At 35.1% G+C, this 21,644-nt stretch carries 24 protein-coding genes and 1 pseudogene; 20 read left to right on the top strand and 5 right to left on the bottom strand.

The genetic code is table 11. The annotated features are described in order from the left end of the window. Nucleotides 1-66: 66 nt before the first annotated feature. From BGM26_RS18225 to BGM26_RS18215, 3 genes are read left to right on the top strand one after another with little or no spacing between them, the layout of a single operon-like run. Nucleotides 67-1,278, top strand: a complete 1,212-nt coding sequence (locus tag BGM26_RS18225) for a MalY/PatB family protein (protein ID WP_217041803.1) — start codon at nt 67-69, stop codon at nt 1,276-1,278. A 60-nt stretch (nt 1,279-1,338) separates the two neighbouring features. Then, a complete protein-coding gene (locus BGM26_RS18220; protein WP_254119686.1) occupies nt 1,339-1,860 on the top strand; it encodes an amino acid permease in 522 nt (173 codons plus the stop codon). 2 nt (nt 1,861-1,862) lie between these two features. Next, nucleotides 1,863-2,321 carry a GyrI-like domain-containing protein gene (locus BGM26_RS18215; protein WP_217041718.1) on the top strand — a complete coding sequence of 153 codons (459 nt, stop codon included), beginning with the start codon at nt 1,863-1,865 and terminating at the stop codon, nt 2,319-2,321. 388 nt (nt 2,322-2,709) lie between these two features. Here the strand turns inward: BGM26_RS18215 and BGM26_RS18210 are convergent, their stop codons facing one another. Further along, nucleotides 2,710-3,258, bottom strand: a complete 549-nt coding sequence (locus BGM26_RS18210; RefSeq protein ID WP_302053263.1) for an NADPH-dependent FMN reductase — start codon at nt 3,256-3,258, stop codon at nt 2,710-2,712. A gap of 434 nt (nt 3,259-3,692) precedes the next feature. Between BGM26_RS18210 and BGM26_RS18205 the strand changes: the two genes are divergently transcribed. The 11 genes and pseudogenes from BGM26_RS18205 (at nt 3,693) to BGM26_RS21750 (ending at nt 11,499) form a co-directional block, all read left to right on the top strand. After that, on the top strand, nt 3,693-4,121 hold the full coding sequence (locus BGM26_RS18205) for a MarR family winged helix-turn-helix transcriptional regulator (protein WP_217041716.1): 429 nt from the start codon (nt 3,693-3,695) through the stop codon (nt 4,119-4,121). 193 nt (nt 4,122-4,314) lie between these two features. Further along, nucleotides 4,315-5,253: a ring-cleaving dioxygenase gene (locus BGM26_RS18200; RefSeq protein ID WP_217041715.1), complete on the top strand. Its 939-nt coding sequence runs from the start codon at nt 4,315-4,317 to the stop codon at nt 5,251-5,253. Nucleotides 5,254-5,273: 20 nt separating this feature from the next. Beyond that, on the top strand, nt 5,274-5,882 hold the full coding sequence (locus BGM26_RS18195) for a flavin reductase family protein (protein WP_217041714.1): 609 nt from the start codon (nt 5,274-5,276) through the stop codon (nt 5,880-5,882). Nucleotides 5,883-5,977: 95 nt separating this feature from the next. Beyond that, nucleotides 5,978-6,577 (top strand): annotated as a pseudogene (locus BGM26_RS18190) (VOC family protein); the annotation flags it as partial. Nucleotides 6,578-6,675: 98 nt separating this feature from the next. Next, nucleotides 6,676-7,089, top strand: a complete 414-nt coding sequence (locus BGM26_RS18185) for a DoxX family protein (RefSeq protein WP_217041713.1) — start codon at nt 6,676-6,678, stop codon at nt 7,087-7,089. Between the two features lie 107 nt (nt 7,090-7,196). Continuing rightward, the gene (gene hemA, locus BGM26_RS18180) at nt 7,197-8,393 is read left to right on the top strand and encodes a glutamyl-tRNA reductase (protein ID WP_367949362.1); all 1,197 of its coding nucleotides are present in this window, start codon (nt 7,197-7,199) and stop codon (nt 8,391-8,393) included. 361 nt (nt 8,394-8,754) lie between these two features. Continuing rightward, nucleotides 8,755-9,462: a pirin family protein gene (locus tag BGM26_RS18175; protein ID WP_217041712.1), complete on the top strand. Its 708-nt coding sequence runs from the start codon at nt 8,755-8,757 to the stop codon at nt 9,460-9,462. Between the two features lies 1 nt (nt 9,463). Then, nucleotides 9,464-9,739, top strand: a complete 276-nt coding sequence (locus tag BGM26_RS18170; protein WP_217041711.1) for a hypothetical protein — start codon at nt 9,464-9,466, stop codon at nt 9,737-9,739. Nucleotides 9,740-9,958: 219 nt separating this feature from the next. Then, nucleotides 9,959-10,450 carry a CDP-diacylglycerol--serine O-phosphatidyltransferase gene (gene pssA / locus BGM26_RS18165; RefSeq protein ID WP_217041710.1) on the top strand — a complete coding sequence of 164 codons (492 nt, stop codon included), beginning with the start codon at nt 9,959-9,961 and terminating at the stop codon, nt 10,448-10,450. A 336-nt stretch (nt 10,451-10,786) separates the two neighbouring features. Further along, complete coding sequence (locus BGM26_RS18160) at nt 10,787-11,236, top strand: SRPBCC family protein (RefSeq protein ID WP_217041709.1); 450 nt, start codon at nt 10,787-10,789, stop codon at nt 11,234-11,236. Between the two features lie 119 nt (nt 11,237-11,355). Beyond that, nucleotides 11,356-11,499 carry a serpin family protein gene (locus BGM26_RS21750; protein ID WP_367949358.1) on the top strand — a complete coding sequence of 48 codons (144 nt, stop codon included), beginning with the start codon at nt 11,356-11,358 and terminating at the stop codon, nt 11,497-11,499. A 132-nt stretch (nt 11,500-11,631) separates the two neighbouring features. Here the strand turns inward: BGM26_RS21750 and BGM26_RS18150 are convergent, their stop codons facing one another. Further along, nucleotides 11,632-12,549 carry a DMT family transporter gene (locus tag BGM26_RS18150; protein ID WP_217041707.1) on the bottom strand — a complete coding sequence of 306 codons (918 nt, stop codon included), beginning with the start codon at nt 12,547-12,549 and terminating at the stop codon, nt 11,632-11,634. A gap of 315 nt (nt 12,550-12,864) precedes the next feature. On the opposite strand from BGM26_RS18150, the gene BGM26_RS18145 reads away from it, so the two are divergent. From BGM26_RS18145 to BGM26_RS18135, 3 genes are all read left to right on the top strand, one after another. After that, nucleotides 12,865-13,263, top strand: coding sequence for an ArsR/SmtB family transcription factor (locus tag BGM26_RS18145; RefSeq protein WP_217041706.1), 399 nt, complete (start codon nt 12,865-12,867; stop codon nt 13,261-13,263). Then, nucleotides 13,241-15,367 carry a heavy metal translocating P-type ATPase gene (locus BGM26_RS18140; RefSeq protein ID WP_217041705.1) on the top strand — a complete coding sequence of 709 codons (2,127 nt, stop codon included), beginning with the start codon at nt 13,241-13,243 and terminating at the stop codon, nt 15,365-15,367. The genes BGM26_RS18145 and BGM26_RS18140 overlap by 23 nt, the downstream gene beginning before the upstream one ends. Nucleotides 15,368-15,800: 433 nt before the next feature. Then, nucleotides 15,801-16,208, top strand: coding sequence for a hypothetical protein (locus tag BGM26_RS18135; protein ID WP_483297817.1), 408 nt, complete (start codon nt 15,801-15,803; stop codon nt 16,206-16,208). 238 nt (nt 16,209-16,446) lie between these two features. Here the strand turns inward: BGM26_RS18135 and BGM26_RS18130 are convergent, their stop codons facing one another. After that, entirely contained in the window at nt 16,447-16,995 is a 549-nt protein-coding gene (locus BGM26_RS18130) for an undecaprenyl-diphosphatase (RefSeq protein WP_217041703.1), read from the bottom strand. A gap of 200 nt (nt 16,996-17,195) precedes the next feature. Between BGM26_RS18130 and BGM26_RS18125 the strand changes: the two genes are divergently transcribed. After that, the gene (locus tag BGM26_RS18125; RefSeq protein ID WP_217041702.1) at nt 17,196-17,399 is read left to right on the top strand and encodes a DUF1657 domain-containing protein; all 204 of its coding nucleotides are present in this window, start codon (nt 17,196-17,198) and stop codon (nt 17,397-17,399) included. A 314-nt stretch (nt 17,400-17,713) separates the two neighbouring features. On the opposite strand, the gene BGM26_RS18120 is transcribed toward BGM26_RS18125, so the two are convergent. After that, a complete protein-coding gene (locus tag BGM26_RS18120) occupies nt 17,714-18,007 on the bottom strand; it encodes a hypothetical protein (RefSeq protein WP_217041701.1) in 294 nt (97 codons plus the stop codon). 178 nt (nt 18,008-18,185) lie between these two features. Continuing rightward, the gene (locus tag BGM26_RS18115; RefSeq protein WP_217041700.1) at nt 18,186-19,136 is read right to left on the bottom strand and encodes an alpha/beta hydrolase; all 951 of its coding nucleotides are present in this window, start codon (nt 19,134-19,136) and stop codon (nt 18,186-18,188) included. A 208-nt stretch (nt 19,137-19,344) separates the two neighbouring features. On the opposite strand from BGM26_RS18115, the gene BGM26_RS18110 reads away from it, so the two are divergent. After that, entirely contained in the window at nt 19,345-20,532 is a 1,188-nt protein-coding gene (locus BGM26_RS18110) for a DHH family phosphoesterase (RefSeq protein ID WP_217041699.1), read from the top strand. A 171-nt stretch (nt 20,533-20,703) separates the two neighbouring features. Further along, complete coding sequence (locus BGM26_RS18105; RefSeq protein WP_217041698.1) at nt 20,704-21,474, top strand: alpha/beta fold hydrolase; 771 nt, start codon at nt 20,704-20,706, stop codon at nt 21,472-21,474. The last annotated feature ends 170 nt before the right edge of the window (nt 21,475-21,644 follow it).

Here is a 21,644-nt window from a genome sequence, read left to right as displayed (position 1 = left end):
GGTGCTAAACTATTTTTATTGGATATTATGTGAGCGTTTTAATCTATTAAAAGGAGGAGAAACATGGTGAAATATAATTTTGATGAAATTATCAATCGCCGCAATACTTATTCCTTAAAATGGGATGGGGAGGAATTAATTAAAGCTGTTGGCTATACGGAAAAGTATGATAGTGAGACAATTCCTTTATTTACTGCTGATATGGATTTGCCTGTACCACAGCCATTAATCGATGCACTACATAAAACAGTGGATCATCGGATTTTTGGATATTCTGTTTTCCCAGATGAGTACTATGAATCGATTCAGCATTGGTTTAAAAAAAGGCATGATTGGACAATCAAAAGAGAAGAAATTGTCTACAGTCCGGGAACAGTCCATGCCTTAAATGTAGCTGTAAGAGCATTGACCAATCCTGCAGACGGTGTCATTATTCAACGCCCTGTCTATCCACCGTTCACAGCTGCCGTCGAAGGAAATGGAAGAGTTGTTCGAAACAATGCACTGAAATGTGATTCAGAAGGATATTACACAATTGACTTTGAAGATTTTGAAGCAAAAGCCAAAGAAGAAACGACAACGATGTTCATTCTTTGCAATCCACATAATCCGACCGGAAGAATTTTTACTCAAGAAGAATTGAAAAGGCTTTCAGATATTTGTGCAGAACATAATGTTCTCATAGTCGCAGACGAAATTCATGGAGATTTGATCAGGAAAGACCAAACGTTTTATCCAATCGCAAAAGCAGTGAACAATACAGACCATATTCTCACTTGTACAGCTATTAACAAAACATTTAATGTAGCAGGGCTTCATTGTACAAATATGATTATATCGAATCCAGAGCTTAGAAAAATATTCAGTGATACTATGGGCATGCAATTACCATCGCCATTTACGATATCTACACTTATCGCTGTATACAATGAGGGGGAAGATTGGTTAGACCAATTGAAAGAATACATCGACGGCACAATGGAATGGGTAGTCAATTTCTTAGCTGAAAAAATGCCTCAAGTTAAAGTGAGAATTCCAGAGGGAACTTATGTGATGTGGATGGACTTTAGTGGATATGGTATTTCGCCAGAAGAAGTTCATGATCGTATTTATAACAAAGCAAATGTTTTATTAGAAGATGGATGGATGTTTGGGGAAGAAGGTTTACAATACCAAAGAATTTGCATTCCATCTCCTCGACCACTCATTAAAGAAGCACTTGAAAGAATTGCCGTGGAATTTCAGGATGTTGAATCTAAAAGTCTATTAAAAGCCTAGAAAAGTTGTCTATCCCATAAATAAAGAATCTAAATAGGGTCAATCGAGGGGGGAAAGGGTATGGAAGAAAAAATAACGACAGTAACTGCTCCGGTGGTAGAACACAAAAAGTCTTCAACCAAAGATTTAAAGAGAGTTTTAGGCAGAGGAGACTTAATGTCCATTGCCGTTGGACAAATTATCGGAGCTGGGATTTTTGCATTAGCTGGGATAGCAATTGGTATGACTGGTAAGTCTGTAAACATTGCGTTTATGGTTGCTGCACTATTGGTTGTTTTGATGTCTTTAACTCAGATTGTCCTTAGTGGAACCGTCCGAATGAGGGGTGGATTTTATACAGCAGGAGCATTGCTGGTTGGGAAGCGATTTGCCGGGTTCTATACTATTATCTTTATTGTAACTAACATTTCCATAGCCATGTATGCCTTATCCTTTGCTGATTATTTCTTAGCACTTGTTCCTGGACTAAGTTCAAAATTAATCGCTGCTGTAGTTCTGACCATATTTTATTTAGCCAATTTATTTGGGGTAAAAGAAGCAGCTAGAGTACAAAATTTAATGGTCCTTGCTATAGGGCGTTAAATATGGAATTTAAAGAAATTATAAAGAGTTCATTTGTGTTAGTAGGTTTTAGTGCGGCAGGAAAATGGAGTGGTGATATTGTTCATCCAATTCCAGAACTATGGGAAAAATCGTATAAATTTATCAGTGAAAACAATGTAGATAAAATAGTAGGAGTATGCCTTCCTCCAAGAAGTGACCATTATTTCTATACCTGTGGAATTGAGATAGAGTCTGTTGATTTCCACAAAGTTGAACAAGGAATGACTTTACATACCTTTCCTACACAAAAATATGTTGTATTCAAACATGGTCACGTTAAAGAAATTCCAAATACTTACGGGGAATTATGGAAGAAATTTGATAAGGAAGGATATAGAATAAAAGAAGGAATGCCCGAAATTGAAATAGTAGACACTAATATGTACGGGAAAGAAGAAACAGATGAATATGAAATGGAAATTTGGATACCTGTTGAATAAGTAGAATCTTCTTCAGCTAACTGGTACGTTAGTTAGACAAGCTAAAGGCAGCAATCATAATCATTATCTTGATCTTCCGCAATCGGGCGCAATTCTTGAAGAGGAATTGTGCCATTTCAGTAATAGAGCCAGATTGTGGAGGATCAGCAAAGACTTGGGGATTAATTATGATCTCAGCTCGAATAAAATACCTCAAAAGCATGTTACAATCAAAAAAATAACAAAATTGACTGGAGTGAGGTGTAATGGGAAGAAGTGGATACCAATACAGTAATTAAATATGAGACATCATTAATAGCGAAAGTAATCAAGGAAGGTAGTTTAAAAAGATAATAAATTTCCTCCATATCATTTGATATGGAGGAAATTCATTTATTAATGATTTAGCTTATTGATATTTCTTGATTAATTCAACGAATTCATTAACGAAACCTTGTAGGAATTCTACTGTTCCTTCATTCAGCTTATCATTTTCATCTAATAATTCATGTACAGAACCGATATATGCTTCTGGTTGTTGAACAACGGGCATATTTAAAAATGAAAGTACTTGACGTAAGTGATGGTTTGAACCGAATCCAGCAAGAGCACCTGGAGATTGGCTAATGATTGCTGCAGGTTTTCCACTCCAAACACTTTCTCCATAAGGGCGAGATGCTACATCAAGTGCATTCTTTAATACAGCTGGGATAGAACGGTTATATTCAGGTGTTACAAATAATACCGCGTCTAATTCTTTGATTGTATTACGGAATGCAGTATATTCTGCAGGAGTTCCTAGGTCTCCTTCAAAATCTTGGTTAAAAAATGGTAGGTTGCCAATTTCAACAAACTCTGTTACATATCCTTTTGGGAATAAAGGTACTACGTTATCAGCAACTTGTTTTGAAAAAGAATTTTTACGAAGACTACCAAGGATAATACCAACTTTCGTCATACTATTCATCCATCCTTCTTTTTTATTTTGAATTCAATATATTTATCTTGAATTCAAGGTAATTATATTGAATTCAAGATAAATTGGCAAAAGAAATGCTTTAATTTAAAACTTGATATTACTCACAATCTGGGAAACGTCTCAATTATTTTGTATCACTAGATACACCTAATTATTAGTATTCTAGCAATTAAATAGTTTTCCATTATTCATAAAAAAATATTCGAAATTAAAAAAATAAAAGATAGGAGATAAAAGGAAAAGAATAAAAAACTTATATTAGTTACCAAAAGGGATTCCACCAAAGAGTAAAAAGTAAAAAGGGAGTATAGTGGATAAATGTAAAAAAGTTATTGACACATGCTTTTTTATGTAATATCATTATCTTGAAATTGAGATAATTTAATTAGAGATGTTTTTTAGGAGATGTCAGTGTGGAAAGAAAATGCACAAACCAACCGTTTTTGATTTTAATGCAAACATCGAGAGCTATCCAAGATAGAATTAGAGATGATATGTTGAAAAACAACTTAAGCATAACTGACTTTTCAGTACTAGAAGTACTTTTTCATAAGGGTAAACAAACTATTCATCAAATTGGTAAGAGCGTATTGATTACAAGTGGTTCTATGACATATGTAATCGATAAATTAGAACAAAAAGGATTACTAAAGCGAAGTGCTTGTCCAGATGATCGACGAGCTATACATGTATCGTTGACTGTTGCTGGAAGAGAATTGATGAATAGAATTATGCCTGAACATGAGAGTTTTGTTGATAATATTTTTGATTCACTAAATTCCCATGACGTAGATAATCTGGTAGACCTATTAAAAAGAGTAAAAGAAAAGGTAGATAATTAATAAAAATGGGAGGGAACAAAAGCTTTCCTCGGTCTAGGTCAATTAAGTATTGACGTTTTTTTGGTAATATATCTTGAATTAGAGATACTTTAATTAAAGGCTTAATATGAAATTTGAATGATTTTATTTATTTTGTAAAACCTGAAAGTAAATTTGTCAAATATAAAAAAACACAAATAGGAGTGAGTCAAAAATGAGTAAAAAGACAATGGGTATTCATCATATTACAGCAATAGTAGGTCATCCACAAGAGAATGTAGATTTCTATGCTGGAGTATTAGGATTACGTTTAGTTAAACAAACCGTAAATTTTGATGATCCAGGAACGTATCATTTATATTTTGGGAATGCAGGTGGAAAACCTGGGACAATTATTACATTTTTCCCTTGGGCAGGTGCCTATCAAGGAAGAATTGGTGATGGTCAGGTAGGTGTTACTTCTTATGCTGTTCCTAAAGGAGCATTGGATTTTTGGGAATCAAGATTAGAAAAGTTTGATATTGCTTACACTAAAATCACACGATTTGGAGAAACATATTTGGAATTTGATGATCCACATGGACTTCACCTAGAAATTGTTGAGAGAGAAGAAGGTGAAATGAATACTTGGACATTCGGAGAAGTAACGCCAGAAGTAGCTATAAAGGGTTTTGGTGGAGCAACTTTATTTTCATCCCATCCAGATAAAACAGCAGAATTACTAGAAAAAGTGATGGGTCTTGAATACGTAGATAAGGAAGGAGATTTTGTCCGCTATCGTTCTTCTGCTGATATTGGAAATATCATAGACCTAAAGGTAGTTCCAACTGGAAGAGGACAAATGGGTGTTGGAACAGTTCATCACATCGCATGGAGAGCAATTGATGACAACGATCAAATGGATTGGCAAAAATACGTTGCAGAAAATGGATATGGTGTAACTCCTGTACAAGACAGAAATTATTTTAATGCGATTTACTTTAGAGAACACGGAGAAATTTTATTTGAAATTGCAACAGATCCTCCAGGATTCGCACATGATGAATCACACGAAACAATGGGAGAACAATTAATGTTACCTGCACAGTATGAGCAATACAGAGAGCAACTCGAACGTAGTTTAATACCTATTAAGGTGAGAAAACTAGATTAATTTGTAAAGGAATGAATCCGATGCTTTCAATTGACCCTACTTCCATTTCAGAAAGAGAAAATTATAAATTTCTAATTGGAAGTATTATTCCGAGGCCTATTGCATTCGTTACAACTCTTTCTGAAGAGGGAGTCTTAAATGGAGCACCTTTTAGTTATTTTAATATTGTATCCTCAAATCCTCCGATGATTTCATTGTCAATACAAAGGTCCCAAGGGAAACAAAAGGATACAGCAAAAAATATTTTGAAAAACAACGAATTTGTAGTCCATATTGTGGATGAACAAAATGTTGAAAAGATTAATAAAACAGCTGCAACTTTACCTCGAAATCAAAGTGAGATAGAGATAGCGGGTTTAACTTCGGTTGAAAGTGTTAGAATCTCAGTTCCTGGAGTGAAAGAAGCAAAGGTTCGAATGGAATGTGTACTAGAACAATCTTTAGAATTGGGAGGAGTTAATTCTCCTGGTTGTGATTTTATCATAGGAAGAGTTGTTCAATATCATATTGAAGATGACATCTACGAAAACGGGAGAATTGATCCTAGAGGGTTAGCTGCCGTGAGCCGATTGGCTGGTGCCTATTATGCGAAAATCGGAGAAACTTTTGAGATTGAACGACCTAAGTAGGGTCAAGGGGACAGGTGTCTTGTCCCACCATTTTTAAGTAAAATTTAAGGGGACGAGGACCTGTCACTCTGTCCCAAATGAATGGAGAGAATGAGATGCAAAAAACATCTGGTATCCATCATATAACGGCAATGGTCAACGATGCCCAAAGAAATATTGATTTTTATGCAGGTGTACTTGGGCTTAGACTTATTAAAAAAACCATAAATTTTGATCGCCCAGAAGTCTATCATCTTTATTTTGGAAATGAAACTGGTGAACCAGGAACTGTTATTACCTTTTTTTCATGGCTTAAACAGCTAAAAGGCCGAATTGGAATGGGACAAGTAGGGGTCACAAGCTACTCCATTCCTCCCGGGTCGTTAGAATTTTGGGAAGAACGTTTGCAAAAGTAGGGTGTTGATTTCACGTCTTCCATCCGGTTTGGAGAAAGATATGTAACATTTAAAGATCTAGACGGTCTTGAACTTGAACTAATAGAAAGAAGCGAAGGACCAATAAATAATTGGAGCTTTGGTGGGATTAAAACGGAGAATGCAATAAAAGGTTTTGCTGGGGCAACTTTATTTTCCGCACAACCCAATAAGACTGCTGATGTACTTGAAAATGTATTAGGTCTTACTTACATTGGTGACGAAAAGGGTTTTCTTCGATTCAAGTCCGATGCTTCAATTGGAAATGTTATAGATATTAAGGGAAAATAGAGGTCATCAGTTGAATGTGACAGAAGTAGAGGCTGCTGCACAATGGTATAAAAATTTATGACTAAAATAGATTTATGGAGGAAGAAAAAATGGTACAAAAAAACGAAATTGGAGCACTTATTTTACGAATTACACTGGGAATACTCTTTCTTATACATGGGGTAGTTAAATTCCAAGGAGGAATTGAGAATACTGTCGGATGGTTTGAGAGTATTAATATACCTGGATTTATGGCATATGTAGTTGCTTTACTTGAAGTAATTGGGGGTATAGCGCTTATCATTGGATTTGCTACTAAACTTGTATCTATTTTATTTGCTCTATTAATGGTCGGAGCAACAATTATAGCTAAACTTCCAGTTGGTTTACTAGGGAATGGCCAAATGGCAGGATATGAATTAGATTTAGCATTTTTAGCAATAGCAGTTTATCTTGCGATTAATGGAAGTAAGTTATTATCACTAAATAGTGTACTGTTCAATCAAAATTCAAATGAAATATAAAGAGCCGTCTAAGAAATCTATGCATATTATAGTTGTTGGACTAAACCATGAAACAGCCCCTGTTGAAATACGAGAAAAATTTACTTTTAGTCCTTCCCAACTAGGGGATACAATCTAAAAACGGAATTAACGAAAATGTAATTTTATCAACGTGTAATCGAACTGAAGTTTATGCAGTAACTGATGATATTGAAACTGGAAAAGCTCAACTTGAAAATTTTCTAGCAGAATGGTTTCAAATTGAAAAAGTCGATTTCTTTAAATATTTGTTTTTCTATATTCAAGAGTTTGCAATTAAACATTTATTTAAAGTTACATGTGGTTTAAATTCAAAGGTTTTAGGGGAAACGCAAATTTTAGGACAAGTTCGAACGAGCTTTTTACTAGCCCAAAAGGAACATACAACTGGGACTATACTTAATCATTCGTTTAAAAAAGCAGTTACCATTGGAAAGAGGGCGCATAGTGAAACAGAAATAGGGTCTAGAACAGTTTCAGTGAGTTATGCTGCAGTAGAGGTAGCAAGGGAGACTTTTACAACTCTAAAAGATATTTCTATACTCGTTCTTGGAGCAGGAGAAATGTCTGAATTACTAGTAAAAGATTTACTTGGCAGTGGAGCAAATAAAGTTTCTGTTATTAATAGAACTTACGAAAATGCTAGGATACTAGCGCAACGTTATTCAATCGAGGCCCTACCATTTGGTCAACTTCAATCTAAAATGAATGAGTCTGATTTAGTTATTAGTGCGACTTCGGCAGAAAAATTCATAATTACTCAAGACATGATTCAAAAAATACAAAATGATAAAGCACTTGTTTTTATGGATATTTCTGTCCCAAGAAGTATAGACGAAGCAATAAAGGATATTGGAAATGTTCGTTTATTTAATATCGATGATCTACATGACATAATTAATACTAATCTATTGGAGCGTAAAAAAGCAGCTAAGAAAATACTAACTCTAATTAATGGAGAAATCGATGAATTTATGAATTGGGTTAATCTATTAGATGTTGTTCCTCTTATCTCTGCACTTAATCATAAAATATCAAGTGTAAAAAATGAAACATTGGAAAGTATTAATCGAAAGCTACCAGACCTATCAAATCGTGATAAAAAGGTAATAACCAAACATTTAAATAGTATTGCAAACCAATTTTTAAAAGCTCCTTTATCTTATATTAAGGAAATAGCAGTTTTAAATGATGCAGATCAAGAGATAGATTTAGTTACAAAAGTCTTCCAACTTGAAGATGATGTTGGTAAATATCGTGACCAAAAAACATTTATTTCAAACTAAAATTTTTTTTTGCGTTGTAAGCATGTAAAAATCTATATGATAAAGCGGGGAAATTAATTGCAGTATGATTACATTCAAGGAGATTTCAGCAAAGAGCCCCTTAAAAATGCCGATAAAGCATTATACGTAGCTAAGAGTACGCGAAACGAATTCCGATTTTATGGAAGTATTGTTTAATAGTTGTTCAGGAAAATAGGCAAAGAATAGGGATGCATCCCTAACTAAGAAAAAACATTGTAGTTTTTACTGTCATAGGATACTCGTTAAATTTTCCTCCTTATTGATAGTAGGTGAAAATTGACAGGTTGGGCTTTTTATATATATATTTATCTTGGATTCGAGATATTTAGGGGTGAGATAAATGATTCAGAGATTTCCGGCAGCATCTCGTTACTCAGTAAAAAATGATTGGTTGGAGAGCAATCTTAGTTTTTCATTTGGTGAGTACTATGATGAGGAAAATATCCAATTTGGTCCACTTCGTGTTTTTAATGATGACACAGTACAAGCAGGAAAAGGATTTGGCATACACCCGCATAGGGAAGCGGAAATTGTATCGATTGTATTGCATGGTCAATTAAAGCATGAGGATAGTTTAGGAAATAATGGCGTATTACAATTTGGAAATGTTCAGCGTATGACTGCTGGAACAGGTTTACTCCATTCTGAAATGAATTCTTCTTTAGAAGAGGAAGTAAGCTTTTTACAGCTATGGTTTAAACCTACCAAAAAGCAGTTACCTCCTTCATATGAGGATATTTCTTATAATCCTGATGAAATGAAGAATAAGTTGTTACCACTTGTTTCTTCAACGCCAACCAAGGGAGCTGCGAAGATTCATAGTGATGTTACATTATACTTATCCAAATTAGATGCGGGAGAACAGATCATCTATCAACAAGAACAAGGAAGAAAGATGTATGTTTTTGTAATTGAGGGAGAGCTTATTTTAGAAGAAGATGTTGTTGTTGGAAAAAGAGACAGTGCGCGTATAACCGAACTAAACGAACTTACTTTAAAGTCAACAAAAGAAACCTTCTTTTTATTGATAGATTTGGGTGGTGTCTAATATGTTGTTGATTCGTCATTCGATTGGAAGCAGACTATTTTATCAAACAGATGAATATGATATTCATCCAGAACAAGATAAGTGGGTCATTTCTATCAAAATTTCTGAAGAAGATGCTAAAGAAATCATCAAATTTAAAGAGGAATTAAATTTATTTGATGCCGAGAAGAACAAAAAGACTTGGTATTATACATCAGGTGCAAACGTTGAGTTTAATAAGAAGAAGTCTACAATTACTATTATTGCGGACCATAAATCAGTATATCCAGTTAATTAAAATGATAACTTGAGGTTTTTATCAAGATATTATTTCCTGATTTTTTGTTTATATTTGTCAAAAATTCAATTAATACTAGCGAGTGTGTCCTTACTGGGATGACTTGCGCAGCGTGCGCAACAAGAATTGAAAGAGGGCTAAATAAAGAATAACGAAAGAGTAAATAGAAAATGCTAAATAGATGAGGAGGATGACTTTAACGTCGGGAGGGGGGCTACCTTGTTTAATCATATAGTAAAAGTTGTTCCTAATTTATTTACGCTCGGAAATTTATTATGCGGTGTTCTTTCGATTACCTTTAATATGAGTGGCTTTTTGGAGGTAGCTGCCATTTTTATTTTCCTATCAGCTGTTTTTGATCTTCTTGATGGAAGGATTGCAAGAAAGTTAAAGGTGAACAGCGAATTTGGTGTGGAGTTGGATTCCTTAGCTGATATTGTAAGTTTTGGAGTTGCTCCAGCACTTCTATTTCATTCAATAGCAGCACCATCATTATTAACTTCTTTAGCATTTCTCCTTTTCCCAACGATGGGGGCATTAAGATTAGCGAAATTTAGTGTTAAACCAACTATTGGTTATTTTAAAGGATTACCAATTCCAGCTGCCGGATTACCGTTGGCTGGTATGGGATTTTTTTTATACAGCAATGCATGGATTACTTTAATCCTCGCACTCTTAATGGTAAGTCCAATAAGGTTTAAAAAACCTTAATTCTAATTATCCATTTACAAAAAGCTAGTAACCTTTTTGTAAGGGGAAGGAGCAGAGAAACTGGTGGTACTGGTTTAGGTTTGCACATTGCTAAAAAACTATGTAGAACAAAATTAATAATCAAATTCGAGATGATCATGAAAGTTGAGAAAATAGGAATAAAAGCTTTCAATATTATTACTTCTAAAAACAGTAGCAATCAACCTATTGCTACTGTTTTTACTAATTTATAGAACATTCTACAATAATCGAGTCCAATAGGTTCAATTTTGGGAACGATTATAGATTACCATATTAATGTTTCGAACCTTGCTAAAAAATTTGGAGGGAATAAAAATGGTAGATGTTATAACGGAAATAAAAATTCAATGCCCACTTGATAAAGTTTCGGAGTATGCAGCTAATCCTGATAATGCGCCTAAATGGTATGTAAATATTCATTCAGCAGAATGGCAAACTCAAAAACCAATGACAATTGGTTCACGTATCGCATTTAAGGCACATTTTCTGGGGCGGCAACTTGCATATGTTTACGAAATTGCAGAGTTTATACAAGGTCAAAAACTTGTCATGAGAACTGCAGACGGACCATTTCCGATGGAGACAACATACACATGGGAAGCGATCGATGACAATATTACACGAATGACTTTACGGAACAAGGGGAATCCGACAGGTTTTTCAAAGTTATTTGCTCCGTTTATGTCCACAATGATGATGCAGGCAAATAAGAAAGACTTGAAAAAAATTAAGGAGATACTTGAAGATGGAGATTTTGCTTATTAAAATCTAAACGATTTTTTTGGACTAATTAAAGAATATTAGAAGGGGGTTTATATAGTGATTTATCGAAAAGAACAACAAACATATCAATAAAGTGTTGGAATGTATTGAAGAGAGGGGACGTGGGGACGGTAAACTGTACCCCTTGTCCCGAGGCGCCATTCTTTATGGAAGTAAACCGACCATTTTTCATTGCGATTACAGATAATGAAACAAGTACAATATTATTCATGGGTTCGGTTTACAATCCGCAGGAAGGGAAATAGTCTTTTTCATAAGAGAACCAAATCTCCTTTATTAAACTAACTGACGAGAAGGGTAAAATTTATTTTTAGCTCGCTACTCAAAATAGTAACGGGTGACTAATCTCCCATTTGGGGATCTGAAGCCTGAAGCTGTTACATTTTATAATTGCCTTTAGCTTTATTGAATAATGAAGTGTCTATCATCTTTTTGGGATAGTTCACAAAATAAATACTAATGACGACTAACAGCAATCCAATAATTAGTGTGTATGTAGCTGACTCACCTAAAAATACAGTCCCCGTAAATACTGAAATAATTGGAACAAGAAATGTGAAAGAAGCTATTTTGCTCGCTTCTCCTGCATTGACAAGTTTATAGTAAATAACAAATGCTAATGCGGTTCCAAAAATTGCGCCATATCCGAGTCCGAAAAGATATGCGTCATTCCAAACAATATCGGTCCAGCTCTCAAATATTGTACCAGTTGCTGTAAGAATAACTCCGCCGATGATAGACTGTAGAGCCACCATCCAAAAAGCGTCGACTTCAGAGCTTACCAACTTCACATATGTGACCCCGAGTGCCCAGCTCAAAGCTGTAAGCAAACCTAAAATAACACCAATGGCAGATATATGAATGGTTAATCCGTCCACACTGACAACTACTATTCCGAGAAATCCGATAAGCAGACCCATTATTTTAATAGGTGACATTTTTTCTCCAAGCCAAATCCAAGCAAACAGGCCAAGTAGCACTGGCTGAAAATAAACGAGAACTGAAAGTAGTCCTCCTGGCAAATAGATAAGCCCGAATGTCTGTAACCCGAAAAAGAGAACCGAATTTAATAATGCCGAAATACAGTATTTCGGCCATTTTTCACGCCAATTGATTTTGCTTCGCATATTAAATAAAAAGGCCGCTAATAAAAGACCGCCAATCAATGCACGCATGCCTGCAAATAATAACGGAGGCGTATATGGCACAGCTAGTTTATATATTGGCCAGCTAACACCCCAGATAATGATTAAAAGTAAAAGTGCAACATTAGATTTTGTAAAAAACTTCCCCAATTATACATCTTCCTCTCAATGTTTAGGCGTTTGTATCTAACAAAATCATGGCAATTATTAACTATTCAAGTTCAAGTTTATTCCACTATACCACCAAATAATAAGACATAACTAACTAAATATTTGTAAACGATGTAAACTCCTTAACATTGGGTTTGAATCTCATGACTAAAGAGAGCCAAAAGCAAGATAAAGGTAACTGAGTAATAATCATATTCAAAAAATCATTTGAATAAAGTTTTGACATATTTGAAAACCTTGCATAGAATAAAAATATAATTACAATCAAACAGTTATTTGAATGAGGTGGATTTTATGAGTGAGAAGATCGTAAGCGCAATCCGTAATGACACATGTGAGACATTTTGCTTTGATGAAGAGAAAGTGAATCGTCTGAAGAAGCAAGTGGATGAGGTGAATGGGGTTGAATTACTTTTTAAAGCTTTGTCTGATTCAACCAGAATTAAAATTGCATATGCCTTAACTTTAGAGGAAGAATTATGTGTATGTGATGTTGCGAATATTATTGGATCTTCAACAGCAACCGCCTCCCACCATTTACGTTTATTAAGGAATATGGGTTTAGCTAAATATCGCAAAGAAGGAAAACTTGTCTTTTATTCATTGGAGGATGAACATGTTCATCAATTAGTTTCCATTGCTTTAATTCATTCAAAAGAAGGTGTAAATCATGGGGGAAGCACTGGAAGATAGCAAACAAACATACCGTTTACAAGGTCTTTCTTGCACCAATTGTGCGGCGAAATTCGAAAAGAATATTCGTGAAATTCAGACGGTAAATGATGTGCAATTAAATTTTGGAGCGTCAAAATTAACCGTAATCGGGGAAGCAACGGTTGAACAAATAGAAGAAGCAGGAGCTTTTGATGGAATTAAAGTGCTGCCAGAGCATCAAAGGATAGAAGAGATAAAAATTCCATTCTGGAAGAAAGCTGAAAACAAAAATACGATGACTTCTCTTGTCTTCCTTATTTTTGGATATGTGTCGATGTATTCTTTAGGAGATAACCACCTGACAACAATCCTCATTTTTGCTTTATCTATTTTGATTGGCGGGTTTGATCTTTTTAAAGTAGGCTTAAAAAACCTTACGAAACTGCAATTTGATATGAAAACGCTAATGACAATTGCCATTATCGGTGCTGCCATTATAGGCGAGTGGAGTGAGGGGGCTGTTGTTGTCTTTTTATTCGCATTAAGTGAAGCCTTAGAAAGTTACTCAATGGATAAAGCCCGCAGGTCCATTCGTTCTCTCATGGAAATCGCTCCGAAAAGGGCATTCGTTAGACGGGGCGATCAAGAAATGGAATTGGATGTTGAAGATATTTTAGTGGAGGATATCTTAATTATTAAGCCCGGTCAAAAGCTGGCGATGGATGGGGAAGTTGTGCAAGGACAATCGTCTATCAATCAAGCGGCCATTACGGGGGAATCTATTCCTGTTTTAAAAACTGTTGGTGATGAAGTATTCGCAGGTACCTTGAATGAAGAAGGATCATTAGAGGTGAAAGTTACAAAACGAGTCGAAGATACGACGATTTCAAAAATCATCCACTTAGTTGAAGAAGCACAGGCGGAACGTGCACCTTCGCAAGCGTTTGTAGATAAGTTTGCGAAATACTATACACCGGCCATTATCGCAATTGCTCTTTTAATAGCGATTGTCCCTCCTTTATTTATGGGTGGAGCTTGGTCAGAATGGATCTATCGAGGGTTAGCTGTTCTTGTAGTAGGATGCCCTTGTGCGCTAGTTATATCAACACCCGTTGCGATTGTTACTGCGATAGGGAATGCTGCAAAAAAAGGCGTATTAATCAAAGGTGGAATCCATTTAGAAGAAGCAGGTCGTTTAAAGGTCATTGCTTTTGATAAAACCGGCACATTAACGAAAGGAACACCAGAAGTTACGGAAATCAAAGTTTTTAATAATATGGATGAAAGCGAAGTATTAGGCATTTCAATGGCGATTGAAAGGTTTTCTCAGCATCCATTAGCATCCGCAATCATTAGAAAAGCAGAAGAAAAAGGGATTTCGTTAAACGATTACTCTGCTGAAGATTTCCAATCCATTACGGGTAAGGGCGCAAGAGCAACCGTAAAAGATACAATGTATTACATTGGAAATCCGAAGTTATTCAACGAAATGGTTAGTCTTCCATCTTCTGTTCAAGAGGAAGTCAAAACATTGCAAAATCAGGGGAAAACGGTGATGTTACTAGGAACAAAACAAGATATCATCGGGCTGATTGCTGTTGCCGATCAAGTGCGAGACAGCAGTTCTAAAGTCATTCGCAAATTACTTGATATCGGTATTCAAAAAACGATTATGTTGACCGGGGATAATCAAGCAACAGGTCAAGCAATTGGTAAACAAGTTGGATTAAGTGAAGTTAAGGCCGAATTGCTGCCACAGGATAAATTAGAAACCATTAAATCACTTAAAGAACAATATGGTAAAGTAGCGATGGTTGGGGATGGAGTAAACGATGCGCCAGCGTTATCAGCTGCAACAGTTGGGATTGCGATGGGTGGTGCAGGAACTGATACAGCCATAGAAACAGCGGATATCGCATTAATGGCAGATGACTTAAATAAACTCCCTTATACGATTCAATTAAGCCGAAGAACATTAGGAATTATTATGCAAAACATCACATTTGCTCTGGGGCTGAAGCTTCTAGCGTTAATTTTAATTGTTCCAGGCTGGTTAACCTTATGGATGGCGATCTTTGCGGATATGGGAGCTACACTTATTGTGGTTATAAATTCCTTGAGGTTAATAAGAGTCAAGGAATAAAAATTCTATGAGCCTTAAACAAAAGATAGAAAAACGTACAACGAGCGGGATAAAAAAAGGCTCATTTCTAAAAGATAAGTAGTTCTGTTTTTGTGGAGAAACATTGTAAATAGCATACGAATGAGCATATCAATTAACATAGTAAAATTGATATGCTCTTTTCGTTGTTATAATAATATTCTTATCAAAAATTAATCCAAATTAACAATGTAAATAGATACCAAATAGTTGATTGATAACAATTATTGTCATTACTCGAATTATGATGTTAATTTCAAGGTTATTCGCTATATATTTCCAACTTGCTTTTTAAAAAGAGAAAGACCATTGTAAATTTATGTTAAAATAAATAGTAAAGTAAAAAAGCGTGATTATTTAATAATTCGTAAAAAGGCAATTCAATAGCAAGTGTTAAGAAAGTGTGTAGAGAGGAGTGTTTGCTTTGAAAAAAATAAAATGGATTATAATAGCCATCCCATTAATTTTACTTTTGATTTTTTCTTTGACTTATATTCCTCATAAAGTCATGAGCGTAGACACATCCAATGTTTCTAAAGTAGCTGTTTTCGACGGGAACACAGGATATGACATAGAAATTACTGATGAAACCGATATTAATTATATTATCAATAATCTGAATGAAGTAACATTCCAAAAGGGGAAACCTTCAGTTGGATATATGGGTTATAGCTTTAGAACAACTATTTTTGATAAAAAAGGAAAAACGATTAAAGAGTTAATAATAAACTCTAATGATACGATAAGGTATAAAGGATTTTTCTACACTTCAGTAGATAATTTAATTGATTATGATTATATAGAACAGTTAGTTCGAAAATGAATTTATAAAATTAACAGGGTTTTAATTAAAGGCTGTTTTCGTAAAGTTTGTTGCTTTTATATAATGCGATTTTTATTTAATAATCTGAGTTGATTGGAGCGGAGGGCACTTGACTCCAGCGGGAGATAGAGGGAACGGGAGACCCCACAGGCGGTAACGCCGAGGAGGCTCCCGTCCCTCCCCGCGGAAAGCAAGTGCCCGCAGCGGAAATCAACGGGCAAATAATGGAGTTCCCTTATTACGTGTTTTTTAATATAGAATGTTTAAATCTTTTAATAACTGGATTCCATACTCGTTCAGTAATCTTAACAACTACACTGATCAAACTTCCTAGTAAAGCGCTGCAGATGATATCAGATGGATAATGCTGTCCCATCCAAATACGAGAGAATCCTGCAAAGAAAGCTAAAAGATACATGATACAACCTAAGACACGCTTATAAAAAGTGACAGAAGTTGCTGCTGCAAATGCAAGAGTGGTGTGTTTACTTGGAAATGAAGAATCTCTTTTTGATGGAGACGGGGGTAACAAATGTACCCAAAGATTCAAAAATGGACGAGGTTTAAAATAGAATTGTTTGATTATTTTATTCAGAAGGAATGTTATCCCGACTGAAATTCCTGTAAACAAAGTAATCTTTTTATGATAGTGATTACGAAACCACATTAGGATTAATATAAGGACAAACAAATAACGAACTTTTTGAGAAATAGTTATCATAATCATATCTAAAAGCCGATAACGACCAGCAAACTGGTTAATCGCTCTAAATACTCTGTAGTCCATAAGAATGTCCTCCTCCATTTTTCTCCTAATATCAAAAATAGTTTTTCCATATATAAATGTAAATATGTATAACAGGATATGGCTATAAGGACTTAACATTTTTCCAATCGTTGATAAGGATTTTATTACCTTTCATATATTGAAATATTAAGGTGAAATTAATGGATGTGCGCTATATACATTACAAGGAGGAATCCCAAATGACAGTAATCAATAACCTTAAACAAACGTTATCAGGATTAAAAACTGCGCAAGCAAGCTTAGAAGGATTTGCACTTGAAACTGACAACCAGAGGGCAAAACAGCTGTATCAAAATACGGCCCAACAAACACAACTTATCATTGACCAACTATCTCCACGTATTCAGCAAGTCGAACAGGAAGAACCACAATACAAGCAATAATAAAAAAAGGTATAAAAATCAACTATAATGAAGATACTTACGATTACTATGAATTCCAAGTGGTTTCTGTATTCTTTTTTTTTATGTCATTAGAACGTTCAAAAGTGTCCGATGAAAACTCTCCTTTTCATAATCGGGCACTTTTTATTTCGCAAAATTAATAAATGCCCACATTTCAGTGGGCAATTTAAACAAAAGGCTGTTTTCGTAAACTTTGTTGCTTTTTTTAGTGTGATTTTATATGGAAATCAACGGGCAAACTTTCAAGGCTAAAATCAACAATATATGCGAAAAGAGCCAAACAAAAAGAAACTCTATTTGTTTGTATCTGAGCTTTTGTTAGGTACTAATTCCTTTGCAAACTCCGTTAAATTGGCCATTTTTGGAATTTGTCCAGCATTTTTAAATTGAAAATTGTTCATTAAGTTTTGAACAGGATTCTGCTTATTTTTGTTTCGATTTCTTCCAAAGCCATAAGCAGCTGCACTAACTCCTAGACCTAACAAGGACGCCCACATCATTCCTTTATTGTTTCTTCTTCTGCCAAACATATTTAAAATGTTTTGTTTTCTTCCTATCCTGAAAAGCAATGGTATCCAGTTATTCAATTTTATACACTTCCCTAAGAGAATTTGGAAAGCAATGTTTTTCACCTTCCACCATCTAATATTTGCTTTCAGGGGAATAAAGATGCTGGCAATGTTTTGATAATTTCGAAGCAAGCACACAGTATTCTCAAAAAATTGCGTTTAGCGCATGGATGTTAGGGCATTTATAGTGTTTTTGCTATGTACTTATTAAAAATGACACTATATTTCTAAAAACTTCATCTCGAATTTCAGGTTTCTCATTAAATAATTGATGTCTACCATTGTTGATAAGAGTGATATGTAAATTAGGAAACCTTTTTTTTATAAAGTTAAGGTTATATTCCCATTCCACTGTCTTGTCTTTCGTTCCCTGAATTAATAAGGTTTTTTTGTTTGTCGGATTATAGGTTTGAATTTCCTTATTCCAGTGGATAAGCGAATGTAACCAGTTTATAGGAATGGCTTTTGACTGCAATGGATCATTTTTGATGAAGTCCAGAAATTGTTCATCTGAGGAGTTTTCGCGAAAATGTCTACGTATCTCCTTAATGAATGGGAAAGGTTTCATAAGATAATAACTTACTTTAGAAAAAAGCCAAAAGTTTGATCTGATTAAAGGGGCAATCAAAATAACTTTGTCAAAATGAAATTCTTCCAGCTTTAAAACATAATTAATCAATATTGCCCCGCCTGTACTATGACCAATCCCATAGAAAGGACCGGATATTTCTCTTCTTGTCTTTTTCATCAGCTTTTCAAGCGTCAAAACATAATCGGAAAAGCTATTTACCGAAGCCTTTTCTCCTTCCGATAGACCATGACCTAGTAAATCATAACTGATAACCCGGTATTGATGATCAATTAAATGTTGTATGATATTTTTTAAAATACCAACATGATCTAAGTAACCGTGTAGTAATATGACAGTTCCGATACTTTGTTCCGGTGAAAACATTTGGACCATGACTTTGGTCGCGTCAATTTCAATCTTTCCAAAATGATAATCCACATTTTCAATATTAAATCTATAGTAATTCAGGTAGGTTTTAAGGTCAGGCGTTATTTTGATGGGGGTGTGGAAATTTATTAATTGTTCCGATTCAGCCAATCGTTGTAGAACTTTTTGTATTTCCTCTTCGCTGGACATCAATAATCCTCCGTTTAATAGTTTAGGATTAGTATAGCAATATTAAATGCAATTTATCATAAAGGATCATTGCGTAAGAAAAAATGGAAGTTCCATAACGATTATTTGCAGGATTAGGAAGAATATTTTCATCACTTAGAAAGAAATACTCTTTGATTATCAATAATTTTCACCTTTTGAAACCATACTACTTTCTGAGGTGAAAAACATGTATAAGCTGTTGTCTCATAATGATTTGGATGGAGTCGGATGTGGGATTTTAGCGAAGCTCGCTTTTGGTGAGCAAGTAAAGGTCAGGTATAATTCTGTTTCTGGTCTTGACCGAGAAGTTGAATGGTTTTTAGAAAATGATCATAAAGATACATTTTTAATTATTACAGATTTGTCTGTAAATGAAGAGAATGAAAAGAGACTTGATGCATTTTATCAGGCGGAGGGGAAAGTCCAGCTGCTTGATCATCATAAAACAGCTCTTCATTTTAATGAATATGAGTGGGGGCATGTCTTAGTGGAGGACGATGAAGGAAAATTAACGTCAGCCACTTCCTTATTGTACGAATATCTCGTTACTCATCAATTAATGGAGCCATCGAATGCAACAGCAGAATTTGTGGAGCTTGTAAGACAGTATGATACATGGGAGTGGGAGAAAAATGATAATCAACAAGCTCATCGGCTCAATGCTCTCTTTTTTCTAGTTTCGATTGAAGAATTTGAAGAAAAAATGATCAACCGGCTGAAAACAAGCAATCACTTCCACTTTGATGAGTTTGAAATGAAAATACTGGATATGGAAGAGGATAAAATCGAGCGATACATCCGAAGGAAAAGGAGGGAGATTGTTCAGACTCAAGTGGACGGTTATTTTGCTGGTATTATTTATGCGGAATCGTATCACTCGGAGCTTGGAAATGAGCTCGGGAAAGAATATCCTCATCTTGATTATATTGTAATTTTAAATATAGGGGGAAAGCGAGTAGGATTTCGAACGATCCACGATCATATTGACGTGTCTGAAGTAGCTGGTCATTTCGGTGGAGGCGGGCATGCAAAAGCTTCCGGTTGCTCCTTATCAAATGAAGCATACAAGCGTTTTGTGGTGGAGACATTTCACTTAGAACCACTACGGGAAGATGCGAAGCGAAATCGTTATAACTTGAAACATTCTTTATTCGGTTCCTTGTATAAAAACCAGGAAGAGACTTTTCTGCTTTACCAAGAAAATGATCGTGATTGGGTGATTGAAAAAAATAAAACAAAAATGGAACGAACCTTTACAAGTTTTGAAGAAGGGGAAAGTTTCCTAAAGAGAAATTATGCAGCTTGGCTTGTAAGAGACGATACTTTTGTTAGCTATTTAATGGAAGAAGTAAGAAGGAAAAATAAGCAAGTTTAATTAGCTCTAGCGGGCGCTTTGTGCTTTTCTTATTCAGAGGGTGAATGCCGAAATCGTCATTTAACAAAGAGGAAAAATACATACAAAATATAGGATTTTTTTAAAAGCTATCCTCATAGAATAGAGCGCCAATTTAAACCTGAAAATTATATTATTGAGGTGATTAGAAACATGCCTATATTGGATGTGGACGGTATAAGCTTGTATTATACCGTTAAGGGCGAGGGGATCCCTATTGTTTTTATTCATCCGCCATTACTCACAAGCGCCAATTTTATGTACCAAATAGAAGAATTATCTCGAAATTTTAAAGTTATTGCCTTTGATATGAGAGGTCATGGAAGGAGCCAGTACTCAAATAAAGCAATAACTTATCGGCTAATTGCCGAAGATATTCGACAGCTGTTGGATGAACTGGGAATTAATAAAGCCTTCATTTGCGGTTATTCTACCGGGGGAACGATTGTATTGGAATATTTGCTTACTTACCCAGGAAGGGCATTCGGGGGCATTATCATTAGTGGAATGTCTGAAGTGAATGATCGGAAACTAAGACAGAAGATTTCTTTAGCAGTTAAACTTGCGAAAGCTAGAACACTTCCTATTCTGTCGTTATCCATTTCATGGAGCAATGCCAATACAAAAGAGGCGTTTAGAAAGCTGCATAAAGAGGCACTAAAAGGAGATGCAAGGAATATCAAGCAGTATTACCAGTATAGCTTGCAATATAATTGTACCGGTCAGCTCCAAAATATTGATCACCCTATTTTACTGGTCTACGGCACGAAAGATAAATCATTTCTTAATTATGCCAACCTTTTGCACGAAAAATTGCTATGTAATGAATTAAGGTTTTTCGAAAATGAAAAGCATCAGATTCCTACAAAGGCTGCGGTTAAATTAAATGAGATGATTAATCAGTTTATCCAAAATGAAGGATGAAAAATAAATAAAAGCAACCTTTTCATTCCTTCATGCTTTTAAAGAAAGGCTGTTTCCGTAAAGTTTGTTGCTTTTATAATGCGATTTTTATTTAAAACTCTGAGTTGATTGGAGCGGAGGGCACTTGACTCCTGCGGGAATAGAGGGAAGCGGGAGACCCCGCAGGCGGA

Source organism: Bacillus sp. FJAT-29790 (assembly GCF_019039215.1).
Classification (GTDB): Bacteria; Bacillota; Bacilli; order Bacillales; family Cytobacillaceae; genus Cytobacillus.
This window is presented reverse-complemented; position numbering and strand designations above follow the sequence as displayed.

Coding starts and splice junctions, on each gene's coding strand:
- BGM26_RS18220 (WP_254119686.1), top strand. CDS start 1,339: ATGGAAGAAAAAATAACGACAGTAACTGCTCCGGTGGTAGAACACAAA.
- BGM26_RS18215 (WP_217041718.1), top strand. CDS start 1,863: ATGGAATTTAAAGAAATTATAAAGAGTTCATTTGTGTTAGTAGGTTTT.
- BGM26_RS18210 (WP_302053263.1), bottom strand. CDS start 3,258: ATGACGAAAGTTGGTATTATCCTTGGTAGTCTTCGTAAAAATTCTTTT.
- BGM26_RS18200 (WP_217041715.1), top strand. CDS start 4,315: ATGAGTAAAAAGACAATGGGTATTCATCATATTACAGCAATAGTAGGT.
- BGM26_RS18195 (WP_217041714.1), top strand. CDS start 5,274: ATGCTTTCAATTGACCCTACTTCCATTTCAGAAAGAGAAAATTATAAA.
- BGM26_RS18185 (WP_217041713.1), top strand. CDS start 6,676: ATGGTACAAAAAAACGAAATTGGAGCACTTATTTTACGAATTACACTG.
- BGM26_RS18175 (WP_217041712.1), top strand. CDS start 8,755: ATGATTCAGAGATTTCCGGCAGCATCTCGTTACTCAGTAAAAAATGAT.
- BGM26_RS18170 (WP_217041711.1), top strand. CDS start 9,464: ATGTTGTTGATTCGTCATTCGATTGGAAGCAGACTATTTTATCAAACA.
- BGM26_RS18160 (WP_217041709.1), top strand. CDS start 10,787: ATGGTAGATGTTATAACGGAAATAAAAATTCAATGCCCACTTGATAAA.
- BGM26_RS18145 (WP_217041706.1), top strand. CDS start 12,865: ATGAGTGAGAAGATCGTAAGCGCAATCCGTAATGACACATGTGAGACA.
- BGM26_RS18140 (WP_217041705.1), top strand. CDS start 13,241: ATGGGGGAAGCACTGGAAGATAGCAAACAAACATACCGTTTACAAGGT.
- BGM26_RS18130 (WP_217041703.1), bottom strand. CDS start 16,995: ATGGACTACAGAGTATTTAGAGCGATTAACCAGTTTGCTGGTCGTTAT.
- BGM26_RS18125 (WP_217041702.1), top strand. CDS start 17,196: ATGACAGTAATCAATAACCTTAAACAAACGTTATCAGGATTAAAAACT.
- BGM26_RS18115 (WP_217041700.1), bottom strand. CDS start 19,136: ATGTCCAGCGAAGAGGAAATACAAAAAGTTCTACAACGATTGGCTGAA.
- BGM26_RS18110 (WP_217041699.1), top strand. CDS start 19,345: ATGTATAAGCTGTTGTCTCATAATGATTTGGATGGAGTCGGATGTGGG.
- BGM26_RS18105 (WP_217041698.1), top strand. CDS start 20,704: ATGCCTATATTGGATGTGGACGGTATAAGCTTGTATTATACCGTTAAG.